The sequence below is a fragment of the Streptomyces sp. NPDC001868 genome, from assembly GCF_040297125.1.
Taxonomy (GTDB): Bacteria; Actinomycetota; Actinomycetes; order Streptomycetales; family Streptomycetaceae; genus Streptomyces.
Window position 1 is genome coordinate 1 of record NZ_JBEOYO010000009.1, and the last position, 24,598, is coordinate 24,598.

Below are 24,598 nucleotides of genomic sequence, written 5' to 3' on the forward strand. Positions count from 1 at the left end.
CCCAAACCGGATGACCCGGCCGGGAACGGGGTATCAACATATCTGGCGTTGATTTTTGGCACGCTGTTGAGTTCTCAAGGAACGGACGCTTCCTTCGTACTCACCCAAGATTTCCTTGGGCTTTCCTCCGGGCGCTTCCCTTCGGTGTTCCAAACTCTATCAGTGATTTTCCGGCCCCCTGACCACCACCCTGCAGGCATGCAGAAGGTGACCCCGAGATAGGATCTGAGCGAGTTTGATGCTGCCGGGCTCGGACACAAGGTGCCGCTGACCCCCAGGCAGGAGTACGACTGTACAGCGGGCCGCGGAGCCGGTGCAAATCGCTTGCCGGGGTGGTCTAGACCTCTAATGCGGAGCTATCGTGCGGAACGGGTACTTCATCTGACTCTCCACCCTGGAGGCTTCCCACATGACCACCGTGACGTCCCCTCTTGCAGGACGCGCCATCGGACTGGCCGCCGTACCGGACCCCGTCTTCTCGGGGGCGATGGTCGGCCCCGGCACGGCGATCGACCCCGTGCGTGAGGCAGGGGAAGCCGTCGCCCCGGTCGACGGAGTCATCGTCTCCCTGCACCCGCACGCGTTCGTCGTGGTCGACGGTGAGGGCCACGGGGTGCTGACCCACCTCGGTATCGACACCGTGCAGCTGAACGGCGAGGGCTTCGAGCTGCTCGTCAACAAGGGTGACACCGTGCAGCGAGGTCAGGCCGTCGTGCGCTGGAACCCCGCTGCCGTCGAGGCCGCCGGCAAGTCCCCGGTCTGCCCCGTCGTGGCCCTGGAGGCCACGGCCGACTCCCTCTCCGAGCTCCGCGAGGACGGCGAAGTGAAGACCGGCGAGACGCTCTTCGGCTGGCAGTGACCTCAGGGCCGTACCGGACGGCACGTTCCACAACCACCGCGGCGGCGGGACCCGCCGCACTAGTTCGGAGACAGGTGAGATGGAGACAACGCTGCGAGGCGTCGGTGTGAGCCACGGTGTGGCGATCGGCGAGGTTCGGCACATGGGAACGGCGGTGCTGGAGCCGCCCGCCAAGCAGATCCCGGCGGAGGACGCGGAGCGTGAACAGGGTCGCGCCCGTAAGGCCGTGGACGCGGTGGCCGCCGATCTGACCGCGCGCGGCAACCTCGCCGGCGGCGAGGCCCAGGCCGTGCTGGAGGCCCAGGCCCTGATGGCCCAGGACCCCGAACTGATGGCGGATGTCGAGCGCCGTATCGCCGTGGGGAGCACGGCGGAGCGTGCCGTCTACGACGCCTTCGCCGCGTACCGCGCGCTGCTGGCGGGAGCCGGCGAGTACCTCGCCGGTCGCGTGGCCGACCTCGACGATGTGCGGAATCGTATCGTCGCCCGGCTGCTCGGGGTTCCCATGCCGGGTGTGCCGGACAGCGACGAGCCGTATGTCCTCATCGCCCGTGATCTGGCGCCCGCGGACACCGCGCTGCTCGACCCGACGCTCGTGCTCGGTTTCGTCACCGAGGAGGGCGGGCCGACCAGTCACAGCGCGATTCTGGCGCGGGCGCTCGGGGTGCCGGCCGTGGTGGCGCTGCCGGGGGCCCAGGAGATCGCCGAGGGCACGGTCATCGCCGTGGACGGCAGTACCGGTGAGATCTTCGTGAACCCGAGTGCGGAGAAGAAGGCGGAGCTGGAAGCCGCCGCGGCGGCGCGGAAGGCCGCGCTCGCGGCTTCGAGCGGGCCGGGGGCGACCTCCGACGGGCACAAGGTTCCGCTGCTGGCCAATGTGGGCGGTCCCGCCGACCTGCCGGCGGCCGTGGAGGCCGGGGCCGAGGGTGTCGGGCTGTTCCGTACCGAGTTCCTCTTCCTGGACGACAGCAAGTCGGCGCCTTCCGAGGAGAAGCAGATCGAGGCGTACCGGCAGGTGCTGGAGGCCTTCCCCGAGGGGCGGGTGGTCGTGCGGGTGCTCGACGCCGGCGCCGACAAGCCGCTGGAGTTCCTGAGCCCGGCCGACGAGCCGAACCCGGCGCTCGGTGTGCGGGGGCTGCGGACGCTGCTCGACCACCCCGAGGTGCTGCGGACACAGCTGACGGCGCTCGCCAAGGCCGCCGAGGGGCTGCCGGTCCACCTCGAGGTCATGGCGCCGATGGTCGCGGACCGCACGGACGCCAAGGCGTTCGCCGACGCGTGTCGTGAGGCGGGGTTGCGGGCCAAGTTCGGTGCCATGGTGGAGATTCCGTCGGCGGCGCTGCGGGCGCGGTCGATCCTGCAGGAGGTCGAGTTCCTGTCGCTGGGGACCAACGACCTCGCGCAGTACACGTTCGCGGCCGACCGGCAGGTGGGTGCGGTGTCCCGGCTGCAGGACCCGTGGCAGCCCGCGCTGCTCGACCTGGTCGCGCTGTCCGCCGAGGCGGCGAAGGCCGAGGGCAAGAGCTGTGGGGTCTGCGGCGAGGCGGCGTCGGATCCGCTGCTCGCGTGTGTGCTGACCGGTCTGGGTGTCACCTCCCTCTCGATGGGTGCGGCGTCGATTCCGTATGTGCGGGGGACATTGGCGAAGTACACGCTGGCGCAGTGCGAGCGTGCCGCGGCCGCCGCGCGTGCGGCGGACACGGCCGAGGAGGCTCGTGGCGCGGCGCAGGCGGTGTTGTCGGGCGAGTAGTCGCGCGGCGATCGGTCGGCGTCGAGGGGCGCTCCACTTCCGGGTGGGGCGCCCCTCGCCCGTTCAGTGGGTGTGTCCGTCCGTGGCCGGGCCCGCCCCCTCGATGTCGTCCCCGAGGTCGGGTGGGGTGCAGTAGTCGACGCCGGACTCCGGGGAGACGAGGTCTCCGGATTCCATGTCGGTGCAGTAGGCGTCGAAGACCTCGCCCGCGGTGAGGGGGGCGAGGCCGTCGCCGCGCAGGCGCCAGCCGTAGACGCGGTCGGTCGTGTCCGGGGTGGTGGTGCGCATGACGAGTCCGCCGGGGCTTCGGGTGGCGAGGCCGAGGGCCAGGACCGTGGCGAACTCCAGGGCTTCGGACTCGTCGAGCCGGGTGGCGCCTTCGTCGTTCTGGTCGGCGTGGAGGACGGCGGACAGTGCTTGGGGCTTGGCCGAGACGCTGCACACGAGGTGGCGTTCGCCGGGGGCCGCGGTGTCGAGGATGCGCCTGAGCAGATGCATGGCGCGGGCGAAGGCGGCGCGTCCGATGTCCTCGCCGCAGGAGGCGCACTCGCCGATCTGGGCGAGGAGTGTGGTGGCGTACTCCCAGGTGGCGAGGCGGACGGCTTCGTCGATCAGTTCGGGGACGAGCTCGGCGAGGGGCTGGCCCTCGTACGGCACGGCGGCTCCCGTGGCGGACAGTTCGGCGGTGAAGCGGGTGCGGCTGGACGGGGTGTCCGGTTCGAGGCCGGTGTCGGCGCAGAACTCGGCGTACTCCTCCGGGTCGAAGAGGGCGACCGTGGTGTGGTTGCCCTGCGCGGCGAGGGTGCTGAGCAGGGCTTCCACTTGGCGGAGGTAGGTCGTGTGGTCGTCGAAGGTGAAGGTGCGGTAGCGCCGCATCGCGGTGAAGTCGTGCTCGTCGGCCAGCAGGCCGATGGTGCCCGCGATCTCGCGGCGCAGGACCCTTCGCATGCTCTGGTGGCTGGTGTGTGCCATGTCTTCCCCCTGTGCGAGCAGTCGATCAATGCTCACTCACAGTAACCGGCACCACTGACAACGCCCTTCGGCCGAGGGTGGTCAGGCGCGGTCGCGGGCCAGGGCCTCGTAGAAGCGCAGGAGGTCGAGGTTGTCGATGGAGCCGGGGTTGACCGCCTTTTCCAGGGGAGTGCCCTGGAGGAGGCGTTTGACGGGGACTTCGATGCGTTTGCCGGTGAGGGTGTGGGGGACGCCGGGGACCTCGATGACCTCGTCGGGGACGTGGCGTGGTGACAGGTTCTCGCGGATGGTCCGCTTGATGCGGTCGAGGAGGGCCTCGTCGAGGGTGGCGCCCGGGGCGAGTTGGACGAAGAGGGGCATCCAGTAGCCGCCGTCGGGCTGTTCGATGCCGATGACGAGGGATTCCTTGATCTCGGGGAGGCGTTCGACGGCTTCGTAGATGTCGGCCGAACCCATGCGGACGCCCTGGCGGTTGAGCGTGGAGTCGGAGCGGCCGTGGATCACGACGGATCCTCGGGAGGTGAGGGTGATCCAGTCGCCGTGGCGCCAGACGCCGGGGTAGGTGTCGAAGTAACTGTCGTGGTAGCGGGTGCCGTCGGGGTCGTTCCAGAAGTGGATCGGCATGGACGGCATGGGGTTGGTGACGACGAGTTCGCCGACCTCGTCGACGAGGGGTTTGCCGCTGGGGTCCCAGGACTGGAGGTCGGTGCCGAGGCTGGGGGCCTGGAGTTCGCCGATGTGGACCGGCAGCGTGGGGACGGCTCCGGCGAAGCAGGAGCACACGTCGGTGCCGCCGCTGACGGAGGCGATCCAGAGGTCCTCGCGGACTTCGTCGTGGAGCCAGCGGAAGCCGTCGGGCGGGAGCGGGGAGCCGGTGGTTCCGACGCACTGGACGCGGGAGAGGTCGTAGTCGCGGCCGGGGTGGATGTCGGCCTTGCGGCAGGCCATGACGTAGGCGGCGGAGGTGCCGAAGAGGGTGGCGCCGGTGCGTTCGGCGACGGCCCACTGGGCGCCGGTGTCGGGGTAGCCCGGGCTGCCGTCGTACAGGACGACCGTGGTGCCGGTGAGGAGGCCGGAGACGAGGAAGTTCCACATCATCCAGCCGGTGGAGGTGTACCAGAAGAAACGGTCCTCGGGGCCGAGGTCGCAGTGCAGGCCGAGTTGTTTGAGGTGTTCGACGAGGATGCCGCCCTGGGACTGGACGATGGCCTTGGGGAGGCCGGTGGTGCCGGAGGAGTAGAGCACCCACAGCGGGTGGTCGAACGGGACCTGTTCGAAGGTCGGTGCGACGTCCGCGGAGGTCAGGGCGGACCACTCCAGGGCGCCCTCGGGGGGTTCGGTGCCGAGGACGGGGATGTGGACGACGGCGCGCAGGGTGGGCAGTTCGCGGCGGAGTTCGGCGACGATGTCGCGGCGGTCGTGTTCCTTGCCGCCGTAGCGGTAGCCGTCGACGGTGAACAGGACTACGGGTTCGACCTGTTGGAAGCGGTCGAGGACGCTGCGGGCGCCGAAGTCCGGGGCGCAGGAGGTCCAGACGCCGCCGACGGCGGCCGTGGCGAGGAGGGCGACGACGGCCTGGGGGATGTTCGGGAGGTAGCCGCTGACGCGGTCGCCGGGGCGTACGCCGAGGGCGCGCAGTTCGGCGGCGAGGGAGCCGACCTGGCGGCGCAGTTCGGACCAGGTGACGGGGCGCTGTTCGTGGGTCTCGTCGACGTGGAGCAGGGCCGGTTCGTCGGCGCGGGTGTCGGCGGCGCGGAGGGCGTGTTCGGCGTAGTTGAGGGTGGCTCCGGGGAACCACTGGGCGCCGGGCATGGCGCGGTCGCCGAGCACGCGCGCGTAGGGGGTGGAGAACCGTACGTCGAACCACTCCGTGACGGCCTTCCAGAACGTCTCGAGTTCGTCGACGGACCAGCGGTGCAGGGCCGGGTATCCGCCCTCGGCGGGGGCTCCGTGGTGCTGCGCGGCCCAGGCCTGGAACTTGGTGACCTGGGCCCGGGCGACGCGTTCCGCGTCGGGCTGCCAGAGCGGCGAGGGGTTCGCTGGGGTCATGGGGCGGCTCCCGGGACTGTGCGCGTGGTGTGCGTCGGGCGCGCGCACGGGCAGGGGTGTGCGCGTGACGCGGCTGACACGGACGATGCCATGTGATCGACTTCCGCACCAGGGTGAGCCGCAGATGGACGGCGACGTGAAGATGTGCTGTCACCACGGGTGAACGGAAGTTGAACGGCTCACACGAATGGCCCGGTCAATGGCAGGGTGAGCGCCATGGACGGTCGTGACCTGGTGCGTTCGGTGAAGGCGTTCGGTTCGGCGGGGGCGGCTCAGGGGCTGCGCACCGTACGGGCCGCGTGGCGCAGGAGGCGTGCCGACGCCGCCGGGTTGCCGGCGCGGGGCGCGGAGCGGGCCCGGGTGCCCGGGCCGGTGGTGGATGTGGAGCCGGCCCCCGGGGGCGGGATCGTCCGGTTCGGCCGGTCCGCGCTGCGGGTCACCGTGGATGTGAACGGGGCGGTCTTCTGGGGCTGGGACGGGGCCGGGCCGCAGCCGTCGTACGCGCTCGCGGGCCGGTGCCCGGAGCCGGATCCGCGGGCCCTTCTGGAGCCGGACAAGGACGGCGGCTGGCGGGTCGTGGCCGAGCGGGTGACGGTGGTCGTGTCGCGGCATGGCGCCGTGGAGGTGCGTACGCCCGGTGGAGTGACCCTGCGGCGTGATCTGCCACCCCGGTGGTGGGAGCCGGTCGGTGGGGGCGAGGCGCGGTGGGTGCAGCGTTCCGAGGTGCCGGCGGACGCGCGGTTCTTCGGTCTGGGCGGCCGGGCGGCCGGGCCCCGGTTGCGTGGCGGAACGTATCGGCTGTGGAACACGGATCCCGGGCACACGTTCGCGCCCGGCGACGATCCGCTGTACATCACGATGCCGGTGCAGATGGTGGTGGCGGACGCGGCCACGCATCTGGTGTTCCACGACACCACGTGGGACGGCTCGGTGACGCTGCGGGAGGGCGAGGAGGGGGCCGGGTCGGGGCACGACCGGGCGGGGACGTCCGAGGTGCGGATGGACGGCGGGCCGCTGCGCTGCTGGGTGATCGTGGGCACCCCCGCGCGCGTGCTGCACGCCTGGGCCGCGCTCACGGGCGCTCCGGCGCTGCCGCCCGCGTGGGCACTGGGGCATCATCACGCGCGGTGGGGCTTCGGCAGTGAGCGGGAGGTGCGGCGGATCGTCGCGGGCTACCGGGAGCACGGTCTGCCGCTCGACGCGGTCCACCTGGACATCGACCACTACGACGCCCATCGGGTGTTCACGGTGGACACGCGGAACTTCCCGAAGCTGCCCGATCTCGCGGACGAGTTGCGGCGGGACGGGATCCGGATGGTGTCGATCGTGGACGCGGCGGTCAAAGCGGAGCCGGGCGACGCGGTGTTCGACAGCGGGACGGCCGAGGACGCGTTCGTGCGGGACGCCGCCGGGGAGGTCGTGGAGGGCCTCGTGTGGCCCGGGGAGTCGGTCTTCCCGGACTTCACGCGTGCGCGTACGCGCGCGTGGTGGGGCGGTCTGTACGAGGAGCGGCTGGCGCAGGGCTTCGCCGGGTTCTGGCACGACATGAACGAGCCGACGTCGTTCACGGCGTTCGGCGAGAACACGCTGCCCCGGTCGGTGCGGCACGATCTGGAGGGCCGGGGCGGCGATCATCGCGAGGCGCACAACGTGTACGCGCTGTGCATGGCCCGCGCCGGGTACGAGGGGCTGCGCGGGCTGGTGCCCGAGGAGCGGCCGTTCGTGTTCTCGCGCTCCGGGTGGGCCGGTATGCAGCGCTACGGGGGCACGTGGTCCGGGGACGTGGCGACGGGCTGGCCCGGGCTGCGGGCGTCGCTCGCGCTGGTGCTGGGGCTGGGGCTGTGCGGGGTGCCGTACTCGGGGCCGGATGTGGGCGGGTTCGACGGGAGTCCGTCGCCGGAGCTGTATCTGCGGTGGTTCCAGCTCGGCGCGTATCTGCCGCTGTTCCGTACGCACGCGAGTCTGCGGGCGGGGCGCCGGGAGCCGTGGGAGTTCGGGGAGGAGATCGTCGGGCACGCGCGCGTGGCGCTCGTCGAGCGGCGGCGGCTGCTGCCGTACTTCATGACGCTGGCCCATCTGGCGCGTCGTACGGGGGCGCCCTATGTGCGTCCGCTGTGGTGGGGCGCGCCCGAGGACCGGACGCTGCGCGACTGCGAGGACGCGTTCCTGCTGGGTGACTGTCTGCTGGTGGCGCCGGTGCTGGACCCGGGCGCGGACCGGCGCGCGGTGCAGCTGCCGCGGGGGCGCTGGTACGACACGGTGACCGGACAGGCGTACGAGGGGCCGGGGCAGGTGCTGCTGGAGGCGCCTCTGTCGCGTATCCCGGTGCTCGCGCGCGCGGGTGCCGTGTTGCCGGTCCGGGGCGCCGACGGCGGCCTGGAGCTGGAGGTGTGGGCACCCGCGCGCGGGCGGGCGGGGGGCGGGCTCGTGGTGCCGGACGCGGGCGACGGCTGGGACGAGCCTGAGGTCGAGCGGTACACGGCGCGCTGGGAGGGGCCGCGTGTGGTCGTGGAGCGGGACGGGGACGACGGTCCGGTCGAGCCTTCGTATCCCGTGAGGGTGCGCGGGCTCGACCGGGAGTGAGCCGGGTTCGGCTCGGACGGGGTTTCGGCTCAGATGTAGCGGCCTTCGAAGAACGCCTGGACGGCCAGGGTGTGCAGGGGGAAGGCGAGTTCGGTGGGTCTGCGCAGCAGGTGCCAGCCCTCCGTCTCGTCCGTGCCGACGGACTCCGGCAGGGTCGCGGCCGGTCGCTCAGGGAGCAGTCCGAACAGCAGCAGATGGCCGTCGGGTGAGCTCATGGCGTCGGCGAGGCGTACGTCGCGGTCAGCCACGCAGATACCCGTCTCCTCCTTGAGTTCACGGGCGACGGCGTGCTTCCAGTCCTCCCGGTGGTCGATGAAGCCGCCGGGGAGGGCGGTGCCCCCGCGCGCGGGGGCGATGGTCCGTGTGATCACGACGAGGGCTGTGCCCTTGGTGTCGTACACGGGCTGGAGGGCAACCGCGACGGGGAGCGGATTGCGGTAGGCCACTGTGCGGCAGGCCTCGCAGGTGCGGGGCCAGCCGGAAACGCCCTCTCCGTAGGGCGCTCCGCATCTCGAACAATGCGAGTCCGGTGCGGAGTTGGCGGGTGGGTGTTGATTTACGGACACGCGGCGGACTGTATCCGATCATCTGCTCGTCGTCCTGCCGGGGCGGCTCATTGCGCCATGCCGCCCGAGCCGGCGGGTACGCGGGAGGGCCGGCCGGAACCACCCCCGTGGGCCCCGGCCGGCCCTCCCGATACTGCGACGCCGAAAGGGGCTGGCTGGTTCTCCCGCGGCCTGCCCAATTCGGAATGTCCGTGGGAGACTTCCGACAACTGACGATCCATCAGATTCGTAGCCGGTCCGCGTCGGATCCACATCGCATACGCACCGCATACGCGTCGCATACGCGTCGGCCGCGCATCGGATCTGCTCCCCGGGAGGGACTTTGTCGCGAAGTCGCACACCTGTGGTCGCCGGCTGGTTCACCGGGGAGGGCGAGGCGTTCCGGCTGCTCGGTACACGCTGTTCGGCGTGCGCCTCGGTGTTCTTCCCGCGTGAGGACGCCCTCTGCCGCAACCCGGGCTGTCCGGGTGGTGAGCTGCGCGAGGTGCCGCTGTCGCGCCGGGGCCGTGTGTGGTCGTACACCGACGGCCGGTACCGGCCTCCGTCACCCTACGTGTCCGATCCGGAACTTCCGTGGGAGCCGTACGCGTTGATCGCTGTGGAACTGCCCGCGGAGCGCCTTGTGGTGCTGGGACAGGCGGTTCCCGGGGTCACCGTCGCCGATCTGGCGGTGGGCATGGAGGTGGAGGTCGTCCCCGGTGTGCTGAACGAGGACGCGGAGACGACCTGGACGACCTGGCACTGGCGGCCGACGGGGGTGAGGGCATGACGGGCGAGGTGGCGGTACTGGGCGCGGGCATGCATCCGTGGGGCAAGTGGGGACGGAGTTTCGTCGAGTACGGGACGGCGGCTGCGCGCGCGGCGCTGGCCGACGCGGGGGTCGACTGGCGGGAGGTCGGCTCGGTCGTCGGCGCGGACACGGTGCGTGGCGGCTATCCGGGCTATGTGGCGGGGGCGACCTTCGCGAAGGCGCTGGGCTGGCAGGGGGCCCGGGTCACCAGCGTGTACGCGGCGTGCGCGTCCGGGGCGCAGGCGGTCGGCACCGCGCGCGCCCAGATCCTCGCGGGCCTGGCGGACGTGGTGCTCGTCGTGGGCGCGGACTCGGCCCCGAAGGGGTTCTTCCGGCCGGCCGGCGGGGACCGGGCGGACGATCCGGACTGGCTGCGCTTCCGGGTCCTCGGGGCCACCAATCCGACGTACTTCGGGCTGTACGCGCGGCGGCGGATGGCGGTGCACGGGGACACTCCGGAGGACTTCGCGCGGGTCAAGGTGAAGAACTCCGCGCTGGGGGCGCTCAATCCGTACGCGCGCTACCGCAAGCGGGTCACCGCGGAGGAGGTCGCGGCCTCCGCCGTCGTCGCCGATCCGCTGCGGCTGCTGGACATCTGCGCGACCTCGGACGGGGGCGCGGCGCTGGTGCTGTCCAGCATGGAGTTCGCGCGGCGGCACGGCGTGGCCGACCCCGTGCGGATACGGGCGGTGTCGACGGTGACGCCCCGCTATCCCAACACGGTGCTGGACCTGCCGGACATCGCCACGGATTCGGCGGTCGCGGTGGCGCCGCCGGAGGAGACGTTCCGGGCGTCGATCGCGCGGGCGGCGTACGAGGAGGCGGGCGTCGGGCCCGGTGAGCTCTCGTTCGCCGAGGTCTACGACCTGTCCACGGCGCTGGAGCTGCAGTGGTACGAGGACCTCGGGCTGTGCGGGGAGGGCGAGGCCGCGAAGCTGCTGCGGGACGGTGCGACGGCGCTGGGCGGGCGCATACCGGTGAACGCCAGCGGGGGCCTGGCCTCCTTCGGGGAGGCGGTTCCGGCGCAGGCGATCGCCCAGGTGTGCGAGTTGGTGTGGCAGTTGCGGGGCGAGGCTACCGACCGGCAGGTCGAGGGGGCGCGGGTGGGTATCAGCGCCAATCAGGGGCTGTTCGGGCACGGGTCGGCGGTGATCGCCGTTCGATGACCGGCGTTCGGTGTTCTCGGGCAGGTGTGCGCACGCCCTGTGACGGCCTCGGAATGCTGCGTGAACAGCTCATGAATCGCGTTCCGGGTCGCCTCGGCGGCGCCATCATGCTCCCGTGCACTCCTGGTCGGACACGCTTCGCTTCGCCTTCCAGCCGGTCGTCAACCTGACGACCGGAGGGGTCGCGGCACTGGAGATACTCGCGCGTCCGGAGGCCGGTGACGTCCTGGCGGAGGCCCGCCGTGACCCCGAACTCGACGGCAGGCTGGCCGCGTCGGCGATCCGGGCGGCGGCCCGCCGCGAGACGCTGCTGCCGCTGCATGTGAACGTCTTCGCCGCGACCCTCGCCGACCTGGGCGGGCTGGCCGCGCTGCGGGACGCCGTACGGGAGGCGGGCCGCCTGCCGTGGGAGGTGACCGTCGACGTCGTGCCGCCGTACACGCATGTGCCGCGACCGGCGCTGCTGGAGGCGGTCGCCGTGCTCCGGGGCGAAGGCTTCGGGATCTGTGCGGACGGGGTCGGCGACGGTGACGTGCCCCTGCGGTTGCTGGTGGATCTGGGGCCCGACCTGGTGAAGCTGGACGCGTCGCTGCTGGCGCGGCCCGCGGCCGTACGGGCGATGCGGACGCTGTGCGATCAGGTGGGCGCGCTGCTGTCGGTCGAGGGGGTCGAGACGGAGACGCAGTGCGCGGCCGCGGTGGCGGCGGGCGCGCAGTTGGCGCAGGGCGAGTTGTTCGCGCCGCCCGCGCGGCTGCCCACGGCCGAGGTGTACGTTCCGCCGCTCTCCCCCGGGGTCTCGGCTCCCGCCTCGGGGCCTTCGGTGCGGCAGTTCCTGCGGCCGGCCGCGCTGCTGCCGGTGACGGCTTCGGCGGGCGAGGTCCGGGCGTTGCTCACCGGCGCGCCCGAGGTCTCCGGGGTGCTGCTCGTGGACGGCTCGGGGCGGCCGGTGCGGTCGGTGCACCGGTCGCGGTTCCTGCTGTCGCTGTCGGCCCGCTACGGGCACGCGCTGTACGCCGACCGGCCGGCCGCCAGGCTCGGTGATCCGCCGCGTACGGTCGGGGTCGACGCCACGGCGTGGGAGGTGCTCGACGTGGTGGCGGTCGGGGACCGGGACCGTACGTCCGACGATGTCGCGGTCGTCGACCGGCGCGGGCGGTGCGTGGGTGTCGTACGGCTGGCGGATCTGCTGCGGGCGCTCGCGGAGAGCCGGGTCGAGGAGGCGGCGGGGCTCAATCCGCTGACGCGGCTGCCCGGTTCGGACGCCGTGACCGGGGAGGTGGACCGGTGGATCGCGGACGGCCGGGTGTTCGCGCTGAGCTGGCTGGACGTCGATCACTTCAAAAAGGTCAACGACGGGGCGGGGTTCGCGGCCGGGGACGAGCTGATCCGTTCGGTGGGGCGGGTGTTGCAGCACACCGCGACGGGTGCGACCCGGGTGGGGCACATCGGCGGTGACGACTTCCTGTTCCTCGCCGAACCGGAGGGGCTCGATCCGCTGGCCGAGGCGATGCTCGACACGCCCTGGTCCGCCGACGGGCTCGCCGTGACGCTGTCGCTGGCCACGGTCGTGTGCGTGCCCGGCAGCGTCACCGACCACCGGCAGGCAGCTGCGTGTCTGGCGCCGCTGAAGAAGGCGGCCAAGGCACTGGGCGGGGCCAGTTGGGTGCTGGGACGGGCCGGAGCCCCGGGGCACGAGGTCCGGCGAGGAACGGACGCCGTGGCGGCGGGGTAGGGCGGGAGCGGCACCGCGGCGGTGGCGGGGTAGGGCGGGGAGCCGGCACCGCGACGGTGGACGAGGCAGGGCGGGAGCGCGGCGCGGCGCTGGCGCGGGGCGGAGGAGCCGAGGCCCGGGGAGGCAAGGGCAGGGCGGGGAGGTCTGGGCGGAGCGGCCTGGGCGGAGGGGGCGGCCGGCCCCGTCCGGGCGAAGGGGACGTGCGGTCAGCCCGGCGCGGACGAAGGGGACGTGTGGTCCGCGCGGGTGTGTGCGCCCCGTAGCCGCCCTCAACCGTTGTCGTCCTTGTTCTTGACGCCCCCTGGGTGCCGGTGAACACTTCCGGTGTCGGTCGGCATCGCCGCATTCGGGCGTCTTTGCGCACAGCGCCGCTCGGGCTTCCCGCCCGCGCAACGGGCCATCCACCACGGGCGATTCGGCTGCGACGGCACGCTCGTCACGGACGCCGGGCGGGGCGCGGGACCTCCCTGCCCTCGGCTGACGTAGCCATGGGAACGCACCCTGCACGCAAGGTCCGGGGTCGATCGCTCCGGGCCGGGGCCAAGGAGCCGCCATGAGCAACGGAGACATATTCGTCGGTGAGGTCATCGGTACGGCGATCCTGATTCTCTTCGGCGCCGGTGTGTGCGCCGCCGTCACTCTCAGGTTCTCGAAGGCGAGGGCATCGGGCTGGATCGTCATCGCGTTCGGCTGGGGCTTCGCCGTACTGGCGGGGGCCTACACCGCCGCTCCCCTCTCGGGCGGGCACCTCAATCCGGCGGTGACGATAGGGATCGCGGTCGACACGGAGACCTGGGACACCGTGTGGGTGTATCTGCTCGGCCAGATGGTCGGCGCGATGCTCGGCGCCGTCCTCGCCTACCTGGTGTATCTCGCGCAGTTCCGGGCGAACGTCCGCGAGGAGGGCATCACCGAGGGCACGGCGCACGAGCCGACGCCGACCCTCGGGATCTTCTCCACCATCCCGGAGATCCGGAACCCGGTCGCCAATCTGATCACGGAGATCGTCGCGACGATCGCCCTGGTCCTGCCGATCCTCGCCTTCGGGCGGAACACGGGCATCGGCATCGGCCAGATCCCCGGCGAAGAGGCCGGGATCTACGGCTCCGGCATCTCGGTCCTGCTGGTGTCCTTCCTGGTCGTCGGCATCGGTCTCTCCCTCGGCGGGCCCACCGGCTACGCGATCAACCCGGCCCGTGACCTCGGCCCGCGCATCGTGCACACCTTCCTGCCGATCCCGAACAAGGGCACCTCGGACTGGGGTTACGCCTGGATCCCGGTCGTCGGCCCCCTGGTGGGCGGCGCCCTCGCGGGCCTCGTCTACGGCGCGGCCTTCTGACTCAGCCTTCTGACGCGGCCTTCTGCGGCCTTCTGAAACGGCCTGCCGACGACGCGACCGACGCAACACGTGAATCGACGTAAGACGTGAGGGGATGTCATGCCGGACAACGCCCAGAAGTACGTCGCCGCCATCGACCAGGGCACCACTTCGAGCCGCTGCATCGTCTTCGACCACGGCGGCGCCATCGTCGCGGTCGACCAGCGGGAGCACCGCCAGATCTTCCCCAAGCCGGGGTGGGTGGAGCACGACGCCACCGAGATCTGGTCGAAGGTGCAGGCGGTGGTCGCCGGGGCGATCGCCAAGGCGGGCCTGCGCGCGGACCAGATCAGCGCGCTCGGCATCACCAACCAGCGCGAGACGACGGTCCTGTGGGACCGCGCCACCGGCAAGCCCGTGCACAACGCGATCGTCTGGCAGGACACCCGTACCTCGGCGCTCTGCAACGAACTCGGCGGCGCGGACGGACAGGATCGGTTCCGTGAGCAGACCGGTCTGCCGCTGGCCAGCTACTTCTCCGGCCCGAAGGCCACCTGGCTGCTCGACAACGTGCCCGGCCTCAGGACCCGTGCCGAGCGCGGCGAGATCGCGTTCGGCACGATCGACTCCTGGCTGATCTGGAACCTGACCGGCGGCACGGACGGCGGCCGGCACGTCACCGACGTCACCAACGCCGGGCGCACCATGCTGATGAACCTGGAGACCCTCCAGTGGGACGCCTCGATCCTCGCCGCGATGAACGTCCCGGAGGCGATCCTCCCGGAGATCAGGTCCTCCGCCGAGGTGTACGGCACCGCCGTGGGCCCGCTCGCCGGGGTGCCCGTCGCGTCGGCGCTCGGCGACCAGCAGGCGGCGGTGTTCGGCCAGGCCTGCTACGACGTGGGCACGGCGAAGAACACGTACGGCACCGGCAGCTTCCTGCTGCTCAACACCGGAAGCCGGCCCGTGCCGTCGAAGAGCGGGCTGCTCACGACCATGGGGTACAAGATCGGCGGCGAGGCGCCGGTGTACTGCCTGGAGGGGTCGATCGCGATCACGGGGGCCCTGGTGCAGTGGTTCCGCGACCAGCTCGGCATCATCCGTACCGCCGACGAGATCGAGCCCCTGGCGGCGAGCGTCGAGGACAACGGCGGTGCGTACATCGTGCCCGCGTTCTCGGGTCTTTTCGCCCCCTACTGGCGCTCGGACGCGCGTGGGGTCGTCACGGGGCTGACGCGGTACGTCACCAAGGCGCATCTCGCGCGCGCGGTGCTGGAGGCGACGAGCTGGCAGACGCGTGAGGTCGTCGACGCCATGTTCCAGGACTCCGGGGTGCGGATCACGACCCTCAAGGTCGACGGCGGCATGACGAAGAACAACCTGCTGATGCAGCACCAGGCGGACGTCCTGGACGTGCCGGTGATCCGGCCCCAGGTCTCGGAGACGACCTGCCTGGGCGCCGCGTACGCGGCCGGGCTCGCGACCGGGGTGTGGAACGACCTGGACGAGCTGAAGTCGCACTGGCGCAAGGACGTCGAGTGGACGCCGTCCATGGAGGCGTCCGTCCGTGACCGCGAGTACCGCAACTGGCGCAAGGCGGTGGAGAAGAGCCTCGGCTGGCACGAGGACGACGCGAGCTGAGATCGGGGCCCACGCGCGCGTCCGTCCGGCCGGCCGTCCGTCCATCCGTCCGTCCACGGAGAACGTGGGACGGGGACGTGGAACGGCGAGCCCCCACGCGCGCGTGTCATGAAGCCACGGCTCGTACCCCTGTCGGCGGGGGTACGGGTCGTGCCTCAGGTGGTGGTGGCGGGCTGGCGCGCCGCGTGCGCCATCGCGTGCCGGACGACGGCGACCAGGACGTCCTTGACCGAGTCCCGCTGGCGCGCGTCGCACAGTACGACCGGCACGTCGGGGTCGAGGTCGAGGGCGCCGCGGATGGTCTCGGCCGGGTAACGTGCGGCGTGGTCGAAGCAGTTGACGCCGATCACGAAGGGGATGGAGCGCCGCTCGAAGTAGTCGATGGCGGCGAAGCAGTCCTCCAGACGACGGGTGTCGACGAGCACCACGGCGCCCAGGGCGCCGGAGGCCAGTTCGTCCCAGAGGAACCAGAAGCGGTCCTGTCCGGGAGTGCCGAACAGATACAGCACCAGGTCCTCGCGCAGGGTGATGCGCCCGAAGTCCATGGCGACGGTGGTGGTCGTCTTGTTCTCCACACCGCTGATGTCGTCCACCGGGCGGCCCGCCTCGGTGAGCACCTCCTCGGTGCGCAGCGGCTTGATCTCGCTGACCGCGCCGACGCAGGTCGTCTTGCCCACGCCGAAGCCGCCGGCCACGAGGATCTTGAGCGTGACGGGCTCGACCGGGGGTTTGCCGCGCTCAGAGCGCCCGAGGATCATCGGTCTCTTCTCCTGCTGGATGGTTGTCGCGCGACGGTGGGCCGTAGCCGTCCGCCGCCCGGGGTTTCGATGACCTCTCCGTGCCGCTCAGAGCGCCCGGAGGCCGTTGATCACGTCGCGCAGGATGCTCTCGTCCACCAGCTCGGCGGGCGGGACGGGGCGCGTCACATGGACGAGTTCCTCGTCGACGAGGTCTCCGACGAGGACACGGACGACGCCGACGGGCAGATCCAGGTCGGCGGCCAGTTCGGCCACCGACTGGGGGGTGTCACGGCAGAACTCGACGATCCGGACGTGCTCAGGGGAGAGGGAGTGATCCTCCTCCGGGTCGTCGACGTGCGGTTCCGTGACGACCACGGCGATCAGGTCGAGGCGGTGCTGGATCGCGTGGTTGGTCCGGCCGCGTGTCATCGCGTACGGACGCACCACTGGTCCGGCCTCGTCGTCGAACCAGTGGCTTCTTCCCTGACCGTCTCGGCTCATGCCATCCCACTACCCGCCGTGGGGGACATCGGTGCGCGGGGCGGAGCCCAGATGTACGCCGACCCGCTTGACGAGGAGGGTCATCTCGTAGGCGACCTGGCCGATGTCGGCGTCGGCGTCGGCGAGGACGGCCAGGCAGCTGCCGTCGCCCGCGGCCGTGACGAAGAGGAAGGCCTCGTCGAGTTCGACGACGGTCTGCCGGACGCTGCCCGCCTCGAAGTGACGGCCGACCCCCTTGGCGAGGCTGTGGAACCCGGAGGAGACGGCGGCCAGGTGCTCGCTGTCCTCTCTGGTGAGGTCCTCGGAGACGCCCGTGGGCAGTCCGTCGCTGGAGAGCACGAGTGCCTTGCGGATGCTGGCGACGCGCTGCACCAGGTCGTCCAGGAGCCAGTTCAGCTCCCCGGACGTGCCGGTCGCGGTGGGCCCTTCGGCCTTCGGTGCGGTCATCGACCGTCCCCCTCCATCGTTGCTCGTGGTGCTGAGACGTCCGGGGCGTCGTCGCCCTCGGCGTTCTCCTCGCGGCCGCGCCGCCAACCCCGTTGGAGCGAGGCCATACGGCTGCGTACCTCGTCGGCGTCGCGTTCGCCGAGGTCCGGGCGCCCCTCGGGGCGGGACCTCTCACGTTCGGCGCGCCGGTCGGGGCCGTCCTTCAACTGCGGTGCCAGGTTGGCCTGTCGGACACGGCGGGGCAGCGGGCTCGGAGCCGATTCTGCCTGGTCGGTCGTCGTGTCCGTGCGCGGGGTGGGCTCGCCCGCCCCGTACTGCGAGGTCGTCGGGGCCGCGCCGCCCGCAGGGGTCGTACGGCGGCGCTGGGGCAGGGAGGGGCCCTCGGACCCGCCGAGGGGCAGGGCTCCGGCGCGGTGCGTCCCGGGGAGGGGGGCGGGGCCGGTGCGGTCCGTTCCGGAGGGGGCCGGCGCTTCGGCCCGGTCGCCGCGCAGGGCGGTGAACGGCCGGGTGCCGGCGCCCCCTTCGGAGCCCGCCGTACGGCCCTGCTCGGGCTCGTCCTCCGTGTGCCCCGCCCTTCCCCCGGTCACCGAACGGCCGTGCGAGCTGACGAGATGCGGGGTACGGCGCTGCGGCAGCGGTACGGGCCCGAGCGTCGGGTCGGGGTCGGTGAGGGGGGCCTGCCTGCCTTCGCCGTCGTGTGCCGGCCGCTGCTGTTCGTCGGTGACACCGGTGAGGGAGCGGTGGGGCCGGAACAGTCCGCCCCGCTCGGCGTCCTCGTCGGCGAGGGTGGCGGGGAAGCCGTCCAGCCGCTCCAGGTCGACGGGTGCCTCCAGTTCCACCGGGCCGTCCAGGATGGCGGCGGAGAGCCCCGGGAGCCGGACCGGTACCTGGGAGAGCGCCGCGTTGCGTTCGTCCTCCAGCTGGGCCTCCCGGGTGGGGTGGGCGCGGTCGAGGCGGAAGCCGATGCCGTTGGTGTCGGGGACGTCGTCGGTGAGCAGGGCGTCGGGGATGAACAGCACGGCGGTGGTGCCGCCGTACGGGGAGGGCTGGAGGGAGACGCGGACCTTCTGCCGCTGGGCGAGCCGGCTGACCACGAAGAGGCCGAGCCGGTCGGTGTCGGAGAGCTCGAAGTCGGGGGTCTCGGCGAGCTTGAGGTTGGCGTCGAGGAGCGCCTCCGCCGACATGCCGAGGCCCCGGTCGTGGATCTCCAGGGTGAAGCCGTTGGCGACACGCTCGCCGAGCACCTGCACGGCGGTGTGCGGGGGCGAGAACACCGTGGCGTTCTCCAGGAGTTCGGCCACGAGGTGGGTGAGGTCGGCTACCGCGGGGCCGGTCACGGCGACCCGGGGCAGCCGGCGGACCTCGATGCGCTCGTAGTCCTCGACCTCGGCGACGGCCGCGCGGACGACGTCCATGAGCTGGATGGGCTTGCGCCACTGCCGGGACGGGGCCGCGCCGGACAGGATGACGAGGCCCTCGGCGTGCCGCCGCATACGGGTCGTCAGGTGGTCCAGGCGGAACAGGTCGGCGAGTTCGTCGGTGTCCTCGGTCCGGCGTTCCATGGTGTCGAGGAGGGTGAGCTGCTTGTGCAGCAGGACCTGGCTGCGGCGGGCGAGGTTGACGAACACCTCGGAGATGCCGCTGCGCAGTTCGGACTGCTTGACGGCGGCCTCGACGGCCGCCCGCTGCAGTGTGTTGAGGGCCTGGCTGACCTCGCCGATCTCGTTCTTGTCGTACTCCAGGCGCGGCACCTCGGTCTCCACGTCGACCTGTTCGCCCGCGGCGAGCCTGCGCATCACGCTCGGCAGCCGCACGCCGGCGGTCTCGTGGGCCTCCTGGCGCAGGCGGCGCAGGTCGCGGATGAGGACGCGGCCGATGCGGACGGACATGAAGAGCGAGACGAGCAGGGCGAAGAGGCCGAGGACACCGGCGACGGCGGCCTTCAGGATGACGTTGGTGGCCAGCGGGCGGACTCGGTCCTGATAGCGGTCGCCCGCCTCGACGTTGAGGTCGCGGAGGTCGGCGAGCACGGGCTCGACCGAGGTGTCCCAGCTCTTCGCGGTGACCCCGGTGGGCCTGCCGGGGTCGGAGGCGATGACGGCCTGTTCGACCGAACGCAGGGGCGCGGAGCTCGCGTTCTTCCAGTAGCCGTCGAAGCGGTCGCGCTCGGCGGAGGGCAGCTGCGGCAGGCTGATCTCGTACATCAGGGTGCGCTGGGCGACGAGGTCGGAGAAGTCGCGGATCTCCTCCTGGCTGATCCGGTTCGCCACGAGCACCGAGCTGAGCAGGGCGTCCTCGCGGGAGAGGAGTTCGCGGGCGCGGCTGACGTTGACCAGGGCGCGGCCCTGCTTGTCCATCTCCACGTTGTCGAGCGCGGGGAGGTTGCTCAGCAGGGTGAAGCAGGGGTCGACGAGCTCGTTGTAGTGGCCGAGGGTCTGGGGGACGGTGACGGTGCCGTTCTCGACGCTCGCACGCAGGGAGGGCAGGGTGTCGAGGGCGTCCAGGATCGCGGTGAGATGCAGTGAGGTGGCCTCGCCCATCTCGTCCCGCAGTTCGGAGTCCTGGGCGTGCCGGCGGAACTCCTCGACGGCGGTGTCCGTGGCGGAGCGGCTGCGGTCGAGTGCCTCGACCGCGTCGGAGGCCCGGGGGTCGGCGAGGTAGACGAGGGTCTGGCGGCGTTCCTGCTGGAGGACACGGATGGTGTCCTCGGTGGGGAAGCCGACCTGCTCGACGATGTCCGCCACCCTGAAGAGGTCGCCGGCCTCACGGCCCGTCAGCACCGTGGCGAACGTCCAGACACCCGTCAGAGCCACCAGGGGCACGAGCAAGAGCGCCACGATCTTCCGACGGATCGATTTCCCGCGAAAGCGCATGGCCTCCCCCAGCTCGACCCCCGCCAGGCCCGGGGGCACACATGTGCGTCAACAAACGGCGTGAGCCTACTACCGACTCACACGTATCTCGAAGAGCCGACCGGACGCTCTCTCCGGCAGAGGCGAACCGGACATGGGGAGTTGTCCGCCCTTTGGGGGAGATTGCTCCCCCCCTGTCAGGCACTTGAACCCATGGCATCCCGTCGGCGAAGTCGACCAGTTGGCCGGATTTTTTCGTTCCGCGGGAATCTTCGACGCACGTCGATCGTCTTTCTGTACGGGAATTGGGGGCGGAATCGGCCACAGGTCCCGCAAGCCGCTTTCAGGCGGCGTGAACCGGAGGAAGTCGGGCACCAGTGGGGGGCCGGGTCTCAGGATCCGGTGACTGTTGGTCCACCGGCGGTGGGGAGTGACGAGTTGATGGGCACGGCGGAGCGGCGCGTAGCGCCCGGGGACGGAGCGGCGACGCCCGAGGTGGCGGCGCGGAGCGCTCAGGCACGGGATCGCGGCCTCCTGACGGGGGAAAGCGTCGTGGTGGCAGAGGTGAAAGAACGGAAGATCTTCACCCGTGGCGACGAAGAGCTGGTGTATTACCGGCCGTTGTGGATCGAGGAGCCGGCGCGCAGGCGACGGCTGCCCGACCCGGTGCGGACGGCGGCGGTGCGCGCGGTCCTCATCATCGCGGTGACGCTGATTCAGGCGATGGTGGCGTTGCTGTGCACCCTGGCGGGTTCCTGGCTGGCGTTCCCCATGGTGCTGAGCAGCGTGGCGAGCACGGTCGCGGCGACATGGGGCGCGCTGGACGTCTGGGTGACCCGCCAGGTGTGGAACCAGCGCAACGGCGTGATCTCGGCCCCCAGCAGCACGGCGCGCTCGCTGCGCCGTGAACGGCGCCGGGCCCGCCGCGAGGTACGGGCGGCGGAGCGCACGCAGGAGCGGATACGCCGCAGGGGCGGCGCCGGGCAGCTGTCGCACCCGTAGGACACCGGGGGCGGGCCTTCATGACCCATGGCCCGCCCCTCGAGCATCCCGCAGGCGCCCGCCCCCCTGTGAACGTACGCAGGGGGCCATGGCGTCGCGGGTGCACCGGAAGGGTGGTGTGCTGGTGTCCACCGGGCACCACATCGGGATCTTTCGCGAGTGGCTCCCGCAGCAGGTGAGGGCGGTTCCCTCGTTGTCCAGGCTTCCGACCAGGCGTGTCGACCGTCACATTCGGCCTCCTTTTTGGCATAGAACGCGGTCTTCCGGTTAGGCGCCCAGCCGCGAGGGCGCCGGCCGTACGGCGCTGACCAGGAGGAACGAGAGACATGCCCGAACTTTTCATCGGCGGAGCATGGCGATCCGCGCTCGATGGGCGGACCCGCGAGATCCGCTGTCCCGCCGACGGCAGCCTGGTCGCGGTCGTCGACGAGGCCGGCGGCAAGGACACCGTGGAGGCGATCACGGCCGCCCGCCGCGCCTTCGACGAGGGCCCCTGGCCCACCACCTCGCCCGCCGACCGCGGGGACCTGCTGCTCCGGGTGGCCGACCTCCTCGTACGCGACAAGGACGCGCTCGCGCGCGCCGAGTCCCTCGACACCGGCAAGCGGCTGGTGGAGAGCGAGTACGACATCGACGACATCGCGAACTGCTTCCGCTACTTCGGGCGGGCGGCCACGGCCGAGACGGGCCGGGTCGTCGACACCGGCCAGGCGGGCGTCGACAGCCGGGTCGTGTACGAGCCGGTCGGGGTGTGCGCGCTGATCACTCCGTGGAACTACCCCCTCCTCCAGACGGCCTGGAAGGTCGCCCCGGCCCTCGCGGCAGGCAACACCTTCGTGCTCAAGCCGAGCGAGCTGACCCCGCACACCGCGATCCATCTGATGCGCCTCCTGGAGGAGGCCGGGGTGCCTGCGGGCGTGGCCAACCTGGTCCTCGGTGCCGGCCCCGAGGCGGGCGCCCCGCTCTCCGACCACCCGGACGTGGACCTGGTGTCCTTCACCGGCGGTCTGCAGACCGGTCGCCGGCTCATGGCCAACGCCGCCGCGAGCGTGAAGAAGGTCGCCCTGGAGCTGGGCGGCAAGAACCCGAACATCGTCTTCGCCGACGCCGACTTCGACACGGCCGTCGACATGGCGCTGACCGCGGTCTTCCTGCACTCGGGGCAGGTGTGCTCGGCGGGCGCCCGCCTGCTGGTGGAGGACTCGCTGCACGACCGTTTCGTCGACGAGGTCGTCCGCCGGGCCAAGGAGATCCGGCTCGGCGGCCCGTTCGACGAGCGGGCGCAGACCGGGCCGCTGATCTCGGCGGCCCATCGCTCGAAGGTCGAGGAGTACGTCGCCCGGGGCATCGCCGAGGGCGCGGTGCTGCGCTGCGGCGGCGAGCGGCCGGGCGGCGACGCGTACGACAAGGGCTTCTACTATCTGCCGACCGTCCTGGACGAGTGCGTGAGCACGATGTCCGTGGTCCAGGACGAGTCGTTCGGGCCGGTGCTGACGGTGGAACGGTTCAGCACCGAGGACGAGGCGGTCCGGCTGGCCAACGACACGATCTACGGTCTGGCCGGTGCCGTATGGACGACGGACGAGGCCAGGGCCCAGCGGGTCGCGGCCCGGCTGCGGATCGGCACGGTGTGGATCAACGACTACCACCCGTATGTGCCGCAGGCCGAGTGGGGCGGCGTCAAGCAGTCCGGCTTCGGCCGTGAGCTCGGGCCGGCGGGGCTCGCCGAGTACCGCGAGGCGAAGCACATCTGGCGGAACACGGACCCCTCACCGCAGGGTTGGTTCGCCTAGCGTCCTTGTGACGCGGGCCATATGAGGCGTAGTCATATCTCCCTCACCACTCCCGGCACGAAGTCTCGGCACCATGTCTCGGCACCCGCGCCCCGGCGCCCGTGTCCCGGCACCCGCAAGAGCCGCTCCCCTCCTCCCCAAGGCCCCTCAGGAGTCCGCTCATGACGACCATCGAGCAACCCACCGGACCGAAGAACACCTCCGACGACACCGAACTCACCGAGTTCGGCTACAAACCCGAGCTCAAGCGCACGCTGGGCAACTTCCACACCTTCGCCGCCGGGATCAGCTACATCTCGATCCTGACCGGCACCTTCCAGCTGTTCTACTTCGGCTTCGCCAGTGGCGGCCCCGCCTACTGGTGGTCGTGGCCGATGGTGTTCGTCGGCCAGTTCATGGTCGCGCTCTGCTTCGCCGAGCTGGCGGCCCGCTACCCGGTCGCGGGCTCGGTCTACAACTGGTCGAAGAAGATAGGCAATCCGCATCTGGGCTGGCTCGCCGGCTGGATGATGCTGACCGCCTCCATCGTGTCGATCGCGGCGGTCGCGCTGGCCTACCAGCTGACGCTGCCCCAGATCTCCGACGTGTTCCAGATCGTCGGGGACGGCACCGGCAAGTACGACGTGGCGACCAACGCGGTCATCCTGGCCGCGGTACTGATCCTGTTCACCACCCTGGTGAACGCCTTCGGCGTCAAGCTGATGGCCCGGATCAACACGGCGGGCGTGTTCATCGAGCTGATCGCGACCGTCGTACTGATCGTGCTGTTCGCCGTGCACATCACACGCGGCCCGCAGGTGGTCCTCGACACCAACGGCACCGGCGCCTCCTACGGCAACGGATACCTGGGCGCGTTCCTCGTGGCCTCGCTGGCGTCGGCGTACGTCATGTACGGCTTCGACACGGCCGCCTCGCTCGGTGAGGAGTCGCTGGACCCGACCCGGAACGCGCCGCGCGCGATCATCCGGGCGATCGTCGCCTCCTTCGTCCTCGGTGGCCTGATCCTGCTGCTGGCGCTGATGAGCGTCTCCAGCCTGAAGGGCGAGCAGCTGTCCACGGACGGGCTGCAGTACGTCGTGCTCAATGTGCTCGGCCCGACGGCCGGCAAGGCGATGCTGTGGTGCGTCCTGATCGCGGTGACCGTCTGCGCCCTGGCCGTGCACACCGCGGCGGTCCGGCTGGCGTTCGCGATGGCCCGCGACAACAATCTGCCCGCCTCCTCGAAGCTGGCCAAGTGCCACCCGAAGTTCCAGACGCCGGTACTGCCGACCGTGATCATCGGGGTCCTGGCCCTGGGCATCCTGGTCGTCAACATCCGTCAGCCGCAGATCTTCACCGTGGTGACCAGCATCGGCATCATCATGATCTACCTGGCCTACCTGGGCGTCACCGTGCCGATGCTGGTGGCCCGGCTGCGCGGCAAGTGGCAGCCCGCCGGGGACGGCCGGTTCTCGCTGGGCCGCTGGGGTCTCGCCGTGAACATCCTCGCCGTGCTGTGGGGCGGGGGCATGGCCCTCAACCTGATCTGGCCGCGGGCCGCGGTCTACAACGCGGCCGCCCCGTTCCACTGGTATCTGCAGTGGGGCGCGGTCCTCTTCGTCGGGATCATCGCCGGCGGCGGCTTCGCCTACTACTGGTTCATCCAGCGGCACAAGACAGGCGTGCTCGCCGAGCACCGCGCGGCCGCCGAGACCGGGACGGTGCCGCCGGCGCCGCCCGCCGCGCCCGTCATCTCCCCGACGGCCGACCGCTAGCCGACTCCCGAGCATCCGACACAGCATCGCAGAGCACCACAGCACAGCTGCTCAAGAGCACAGCACCCAGGAGGTCAACTCCC

The 24,598-nt window shown here is 71.4% G+C and carries 19 protein-coding genes; 12 read left to right on the plus strand and 7 right to left on the minus strand.

Going from position 1 to position 24,598, the window contains the following annotated elements; translation table 11 throughout:
• From ABT147_RS13400 to ptsP, 3 genes are all read left to right on the plus strand, one after another.
• A partial coding sequence (locus ABT147_RS13400; protein ID WP_351405218.1) for a hypothetical protein occupies positions 1 to 222 on the plus strand: 222 nt, incomplete at its 5' end.
• Between the two features lie 187 nt (positions 223 to 409).
• The gene (locus tag ABT147_RS13405; RefSeq protein WP_351405220.1) at positions 410 to 859 is read left to right on the plus strand and encodes a PTS sugar transporter subunit IIA; all 450 of its coding nucleotides are present in this window, start codon (positions 410 to 412) and stop codon (positions 857 to 859) included.
• Positions 860 to 938: 79 nt separating this feature from the next.
• Positions 939 to 2,609 (plus strand): phosphoenolpyruvate--protein phosphotransferase, encoded by a 1,671-nt coding sequence (ptsP, locus tag ABT147_RS13410; protein ID WP_351405222.1) that lies wholly within the window; start codon positions 939 to 941, stop codon positions 2,607 to 2,609.
• Positions 2,610 to 2,672: 63 nt separating this feature from the next.
• Here the strand turns inward: ptsP and ABT147_RS13415 are convergent, their stop codons facing one another.
• A complete protein-coding gene (locus tag ABT147_RS13415) occupies positions 2,673 to 3,581 on the minus strand; it encodes a DUF8829 domain-containing protein (protein ID WP_351405224.1) in 909 nt (302 codons plus the stop codon).
• Between the two features lie 81 nt (positions 3,582 to 3,662).
• A complete protein-coding gene (locus ABT147_RS13420) occupies positions 3,663 to 5,630 on the minus strand; it encodes an acetoacetate--CoA ligase (protein ID WP_351405226.1) in 1,968 nt (655 codons plus the stop codon).
• Between the two features lie 216 nt (positions 5,631 to 5,846).
• Here ABT147_RS13420 and ABT147_RS13425 point away from each other — a divergent pair, with 216 nt between their 5' ends.
• Positions 5,847 to 8,213 (plus strand): glycoside hydrolase family 31 protein, encoded by a 2,367-nt coding sequence (locus tag ABT147_RS13425; protein WP_351405229.1) that lies wholly within the window; start codon positions 5,847 to 5,849, stop codon positions 8,211 to 8,213.
• Between the two features lie 29 nt (positions 8,214 to 8,242).
• On the opposite strand, the gene ABT147_RS13430 is transcribed toward ABT147_RS13425, so the two are convergent.
• On the minus strand, positions 8,243 to 8,779 hold the full coding sequence (locus ABT147_RS13430) for an NUDIX domain-containing protein (RefSeq protein WP_351405231.1): 537 nt from the start codon (positions 8,777 to 8,779) through the stop codon (positions 8,243 to 8,245).
• 343 nt (positions 8,780 to 9,122) lie between these two features.
• Between ABT147_RS13430 and ABT147_RS13435 the strand changes: the two genes are divergently transcribed.
• The 5 genes from ABT147_RS13435 (at position 9,123) to glpK (ending at position 15,426) form a co-directional block, all read left to right on the plus strand.
• Positions 9,123 to 9,548 (plus strand): Zn-ribbon domain-containing OB-fold protein, encoded by a 426-nt coding sequence (locus ABT147_RS13435; protein ID WP_351405607.1) that lies wholly within the window; start codon positions 9,123 to 9,125, stop codon positions 9,546 to 9,548.
• Positions 9,545 to 10,735, plus strand: coding sequence for a lipid-transfer protein (locus ABT147_RS13440; protein ID WP_351405233.1), 1,191 nt, complete (start codon positions 9,545 to 9,547; stop codon positions 10,733 to 10,735). Before ABT147_RS13435 ends, ABT147_RS13440 begins: the two co-directional genes overlap by 4 nt.
• A 115-nt stretch (positions 10,736 to 10,850) precedes the next feature.
• Entirely contained in the window at positions 10,851 to 12,467 is a 1,617-nt protein-coding gene (locus tag ABT147_RS13445; protein ID WP_351405235.1) for an EAL domain-containing protein, read from the plus strand.
• A 553-nt stretch (positions 12,468 to 13,020) separates the two neighbouring features.
• Positions 13,021 to 13,806, plus strand: coding sequence for an MIP/aquaporin family protein (locus ABT147_RS13450; protein WP_351405238.1), 786 nt, complete (start codon positions 13,021 to 13,023; stop codon positions 13,804 to 13,806).
• Between the two features lie 99 nt (positions 13,807 to 13,905).
• Positions 13,906 to 15,426 carry a glycerol kinase GlpK gene (glpK, locus tag ABT147_RS13455; protein ID WP_351405240.1) on the plus strand — a complete coding sequence of 507 codons (1,521 nt, stop codon included), beginning with the start codon at positions 13,906 to 13,908 and terminating at the stop codon, positions 15,424 to 15,426.
• 155 nt (positions 15,427 to 15,581) lie between these two features.
• Here the strand turns inward: glpK and ABT147_RS13460 are convergent, their stop codons facing one another.
• From ABT147_RS13460 to ABT147_RS13475, 4 genes are all read right to left on the minus strand, one after another.
• Positions 15,582 to 16,184, minus strand: a complete 603-nt coding sequence (locus ABT147_RS13460; RefSeq protein WP_351405242.1) for a GTP-binding protein — start codon at positions 16,182 to 16,184, stop codon at positions 15,582 to 15,584.
• A gap of 87 nt (positions 16,185 to 16,271) precedes the next feature.
• Complete coding sequence (locus tag ABT147_RS13465; protein WP_351405245.1) at positions 16,272 to 16,667, minus strand: DUF742 domain-containing protein; 396 nt, start codon at positions 16,665 to 16,667, stop codon at positions 16,272 to 16,274.
• A 9-nt stretch (positions 16,668 to 16,676) separates the two neighbouring features.
• The gene (locus tag ABT147_RS13470) at positions 16,677 to 17,114 is read right to left on the minus strand and encodes a roadblock/LC7 domain-containing protein (protein WP_351405247.1); all 438 of its coding nucleotides are present in this window, start codon (positions 17,112 to 17,114) and stop codon (positions 16,677 to 16,679) included.
• Positions 17,111 to 19,987, minus strand: a complete 2,877-nt coding sequence (locus tag ABT147_RS13475) for a sensor histidine kinase (RefSeq protein ID WP_351405249.1) — start codon at positions 19,985 to 19,987, stop codon at positions 17,111 to 17,113. The genes ABT147_RS13470 and ABT147_RS13475 overlap by 4 nt, the downstream gene beginning before the upstream one ends.
• 420 nt (positions 19,988 to 20,407) lie before the next feature.
• On the opposite strand from ABT147_RS13475, the gene ABT147_RS13480 reads away from it, so the two are divergent.
• The 3 genes from ABT147_RS13480 (at position 20,408) to ABT147_RS13490 (ending at position 24,515) form a co-directional block, all read left to right on the plus strand.
• Positions 20,408 to 20,968, plus strand: coding sequence for a hypothetical protein (locus ABT147_RS13480; protein ID WP_351405608.1), 561 nt, complete (start codon positions 20,408 to 20,410; stop codon positions 20,966 to 20,968).
• 326 nt (positions 20,969 to 21,294) lie between these two features.
• Positions 21,295 to 22,761: an aldehyde dehydrogenase family protein gene (locus tag ABT147_RS13485; protein ID WP_351405251.1), complete on the plus strand. Its 1,467-nt coding sequence runs from the start codon at positions 21,295 to 21,297 to the stop codon at positions 22,759 to 22,761.
• 161 nt (positions 22,762 to 22,922) lie between these two features.
• Positions 22,923 to 24,515, plus strand: coding sequence for an APC family permease (locus ABT147_RS13490; RefSeq protein WP_351405253.1), 1,593 nt, complete (start codon positions 22,923 to 22,925; stop codon positions 24,513 to 24,515).
• Positions 24,516 to 24,598: the final 83 nt, after the last annotated feature.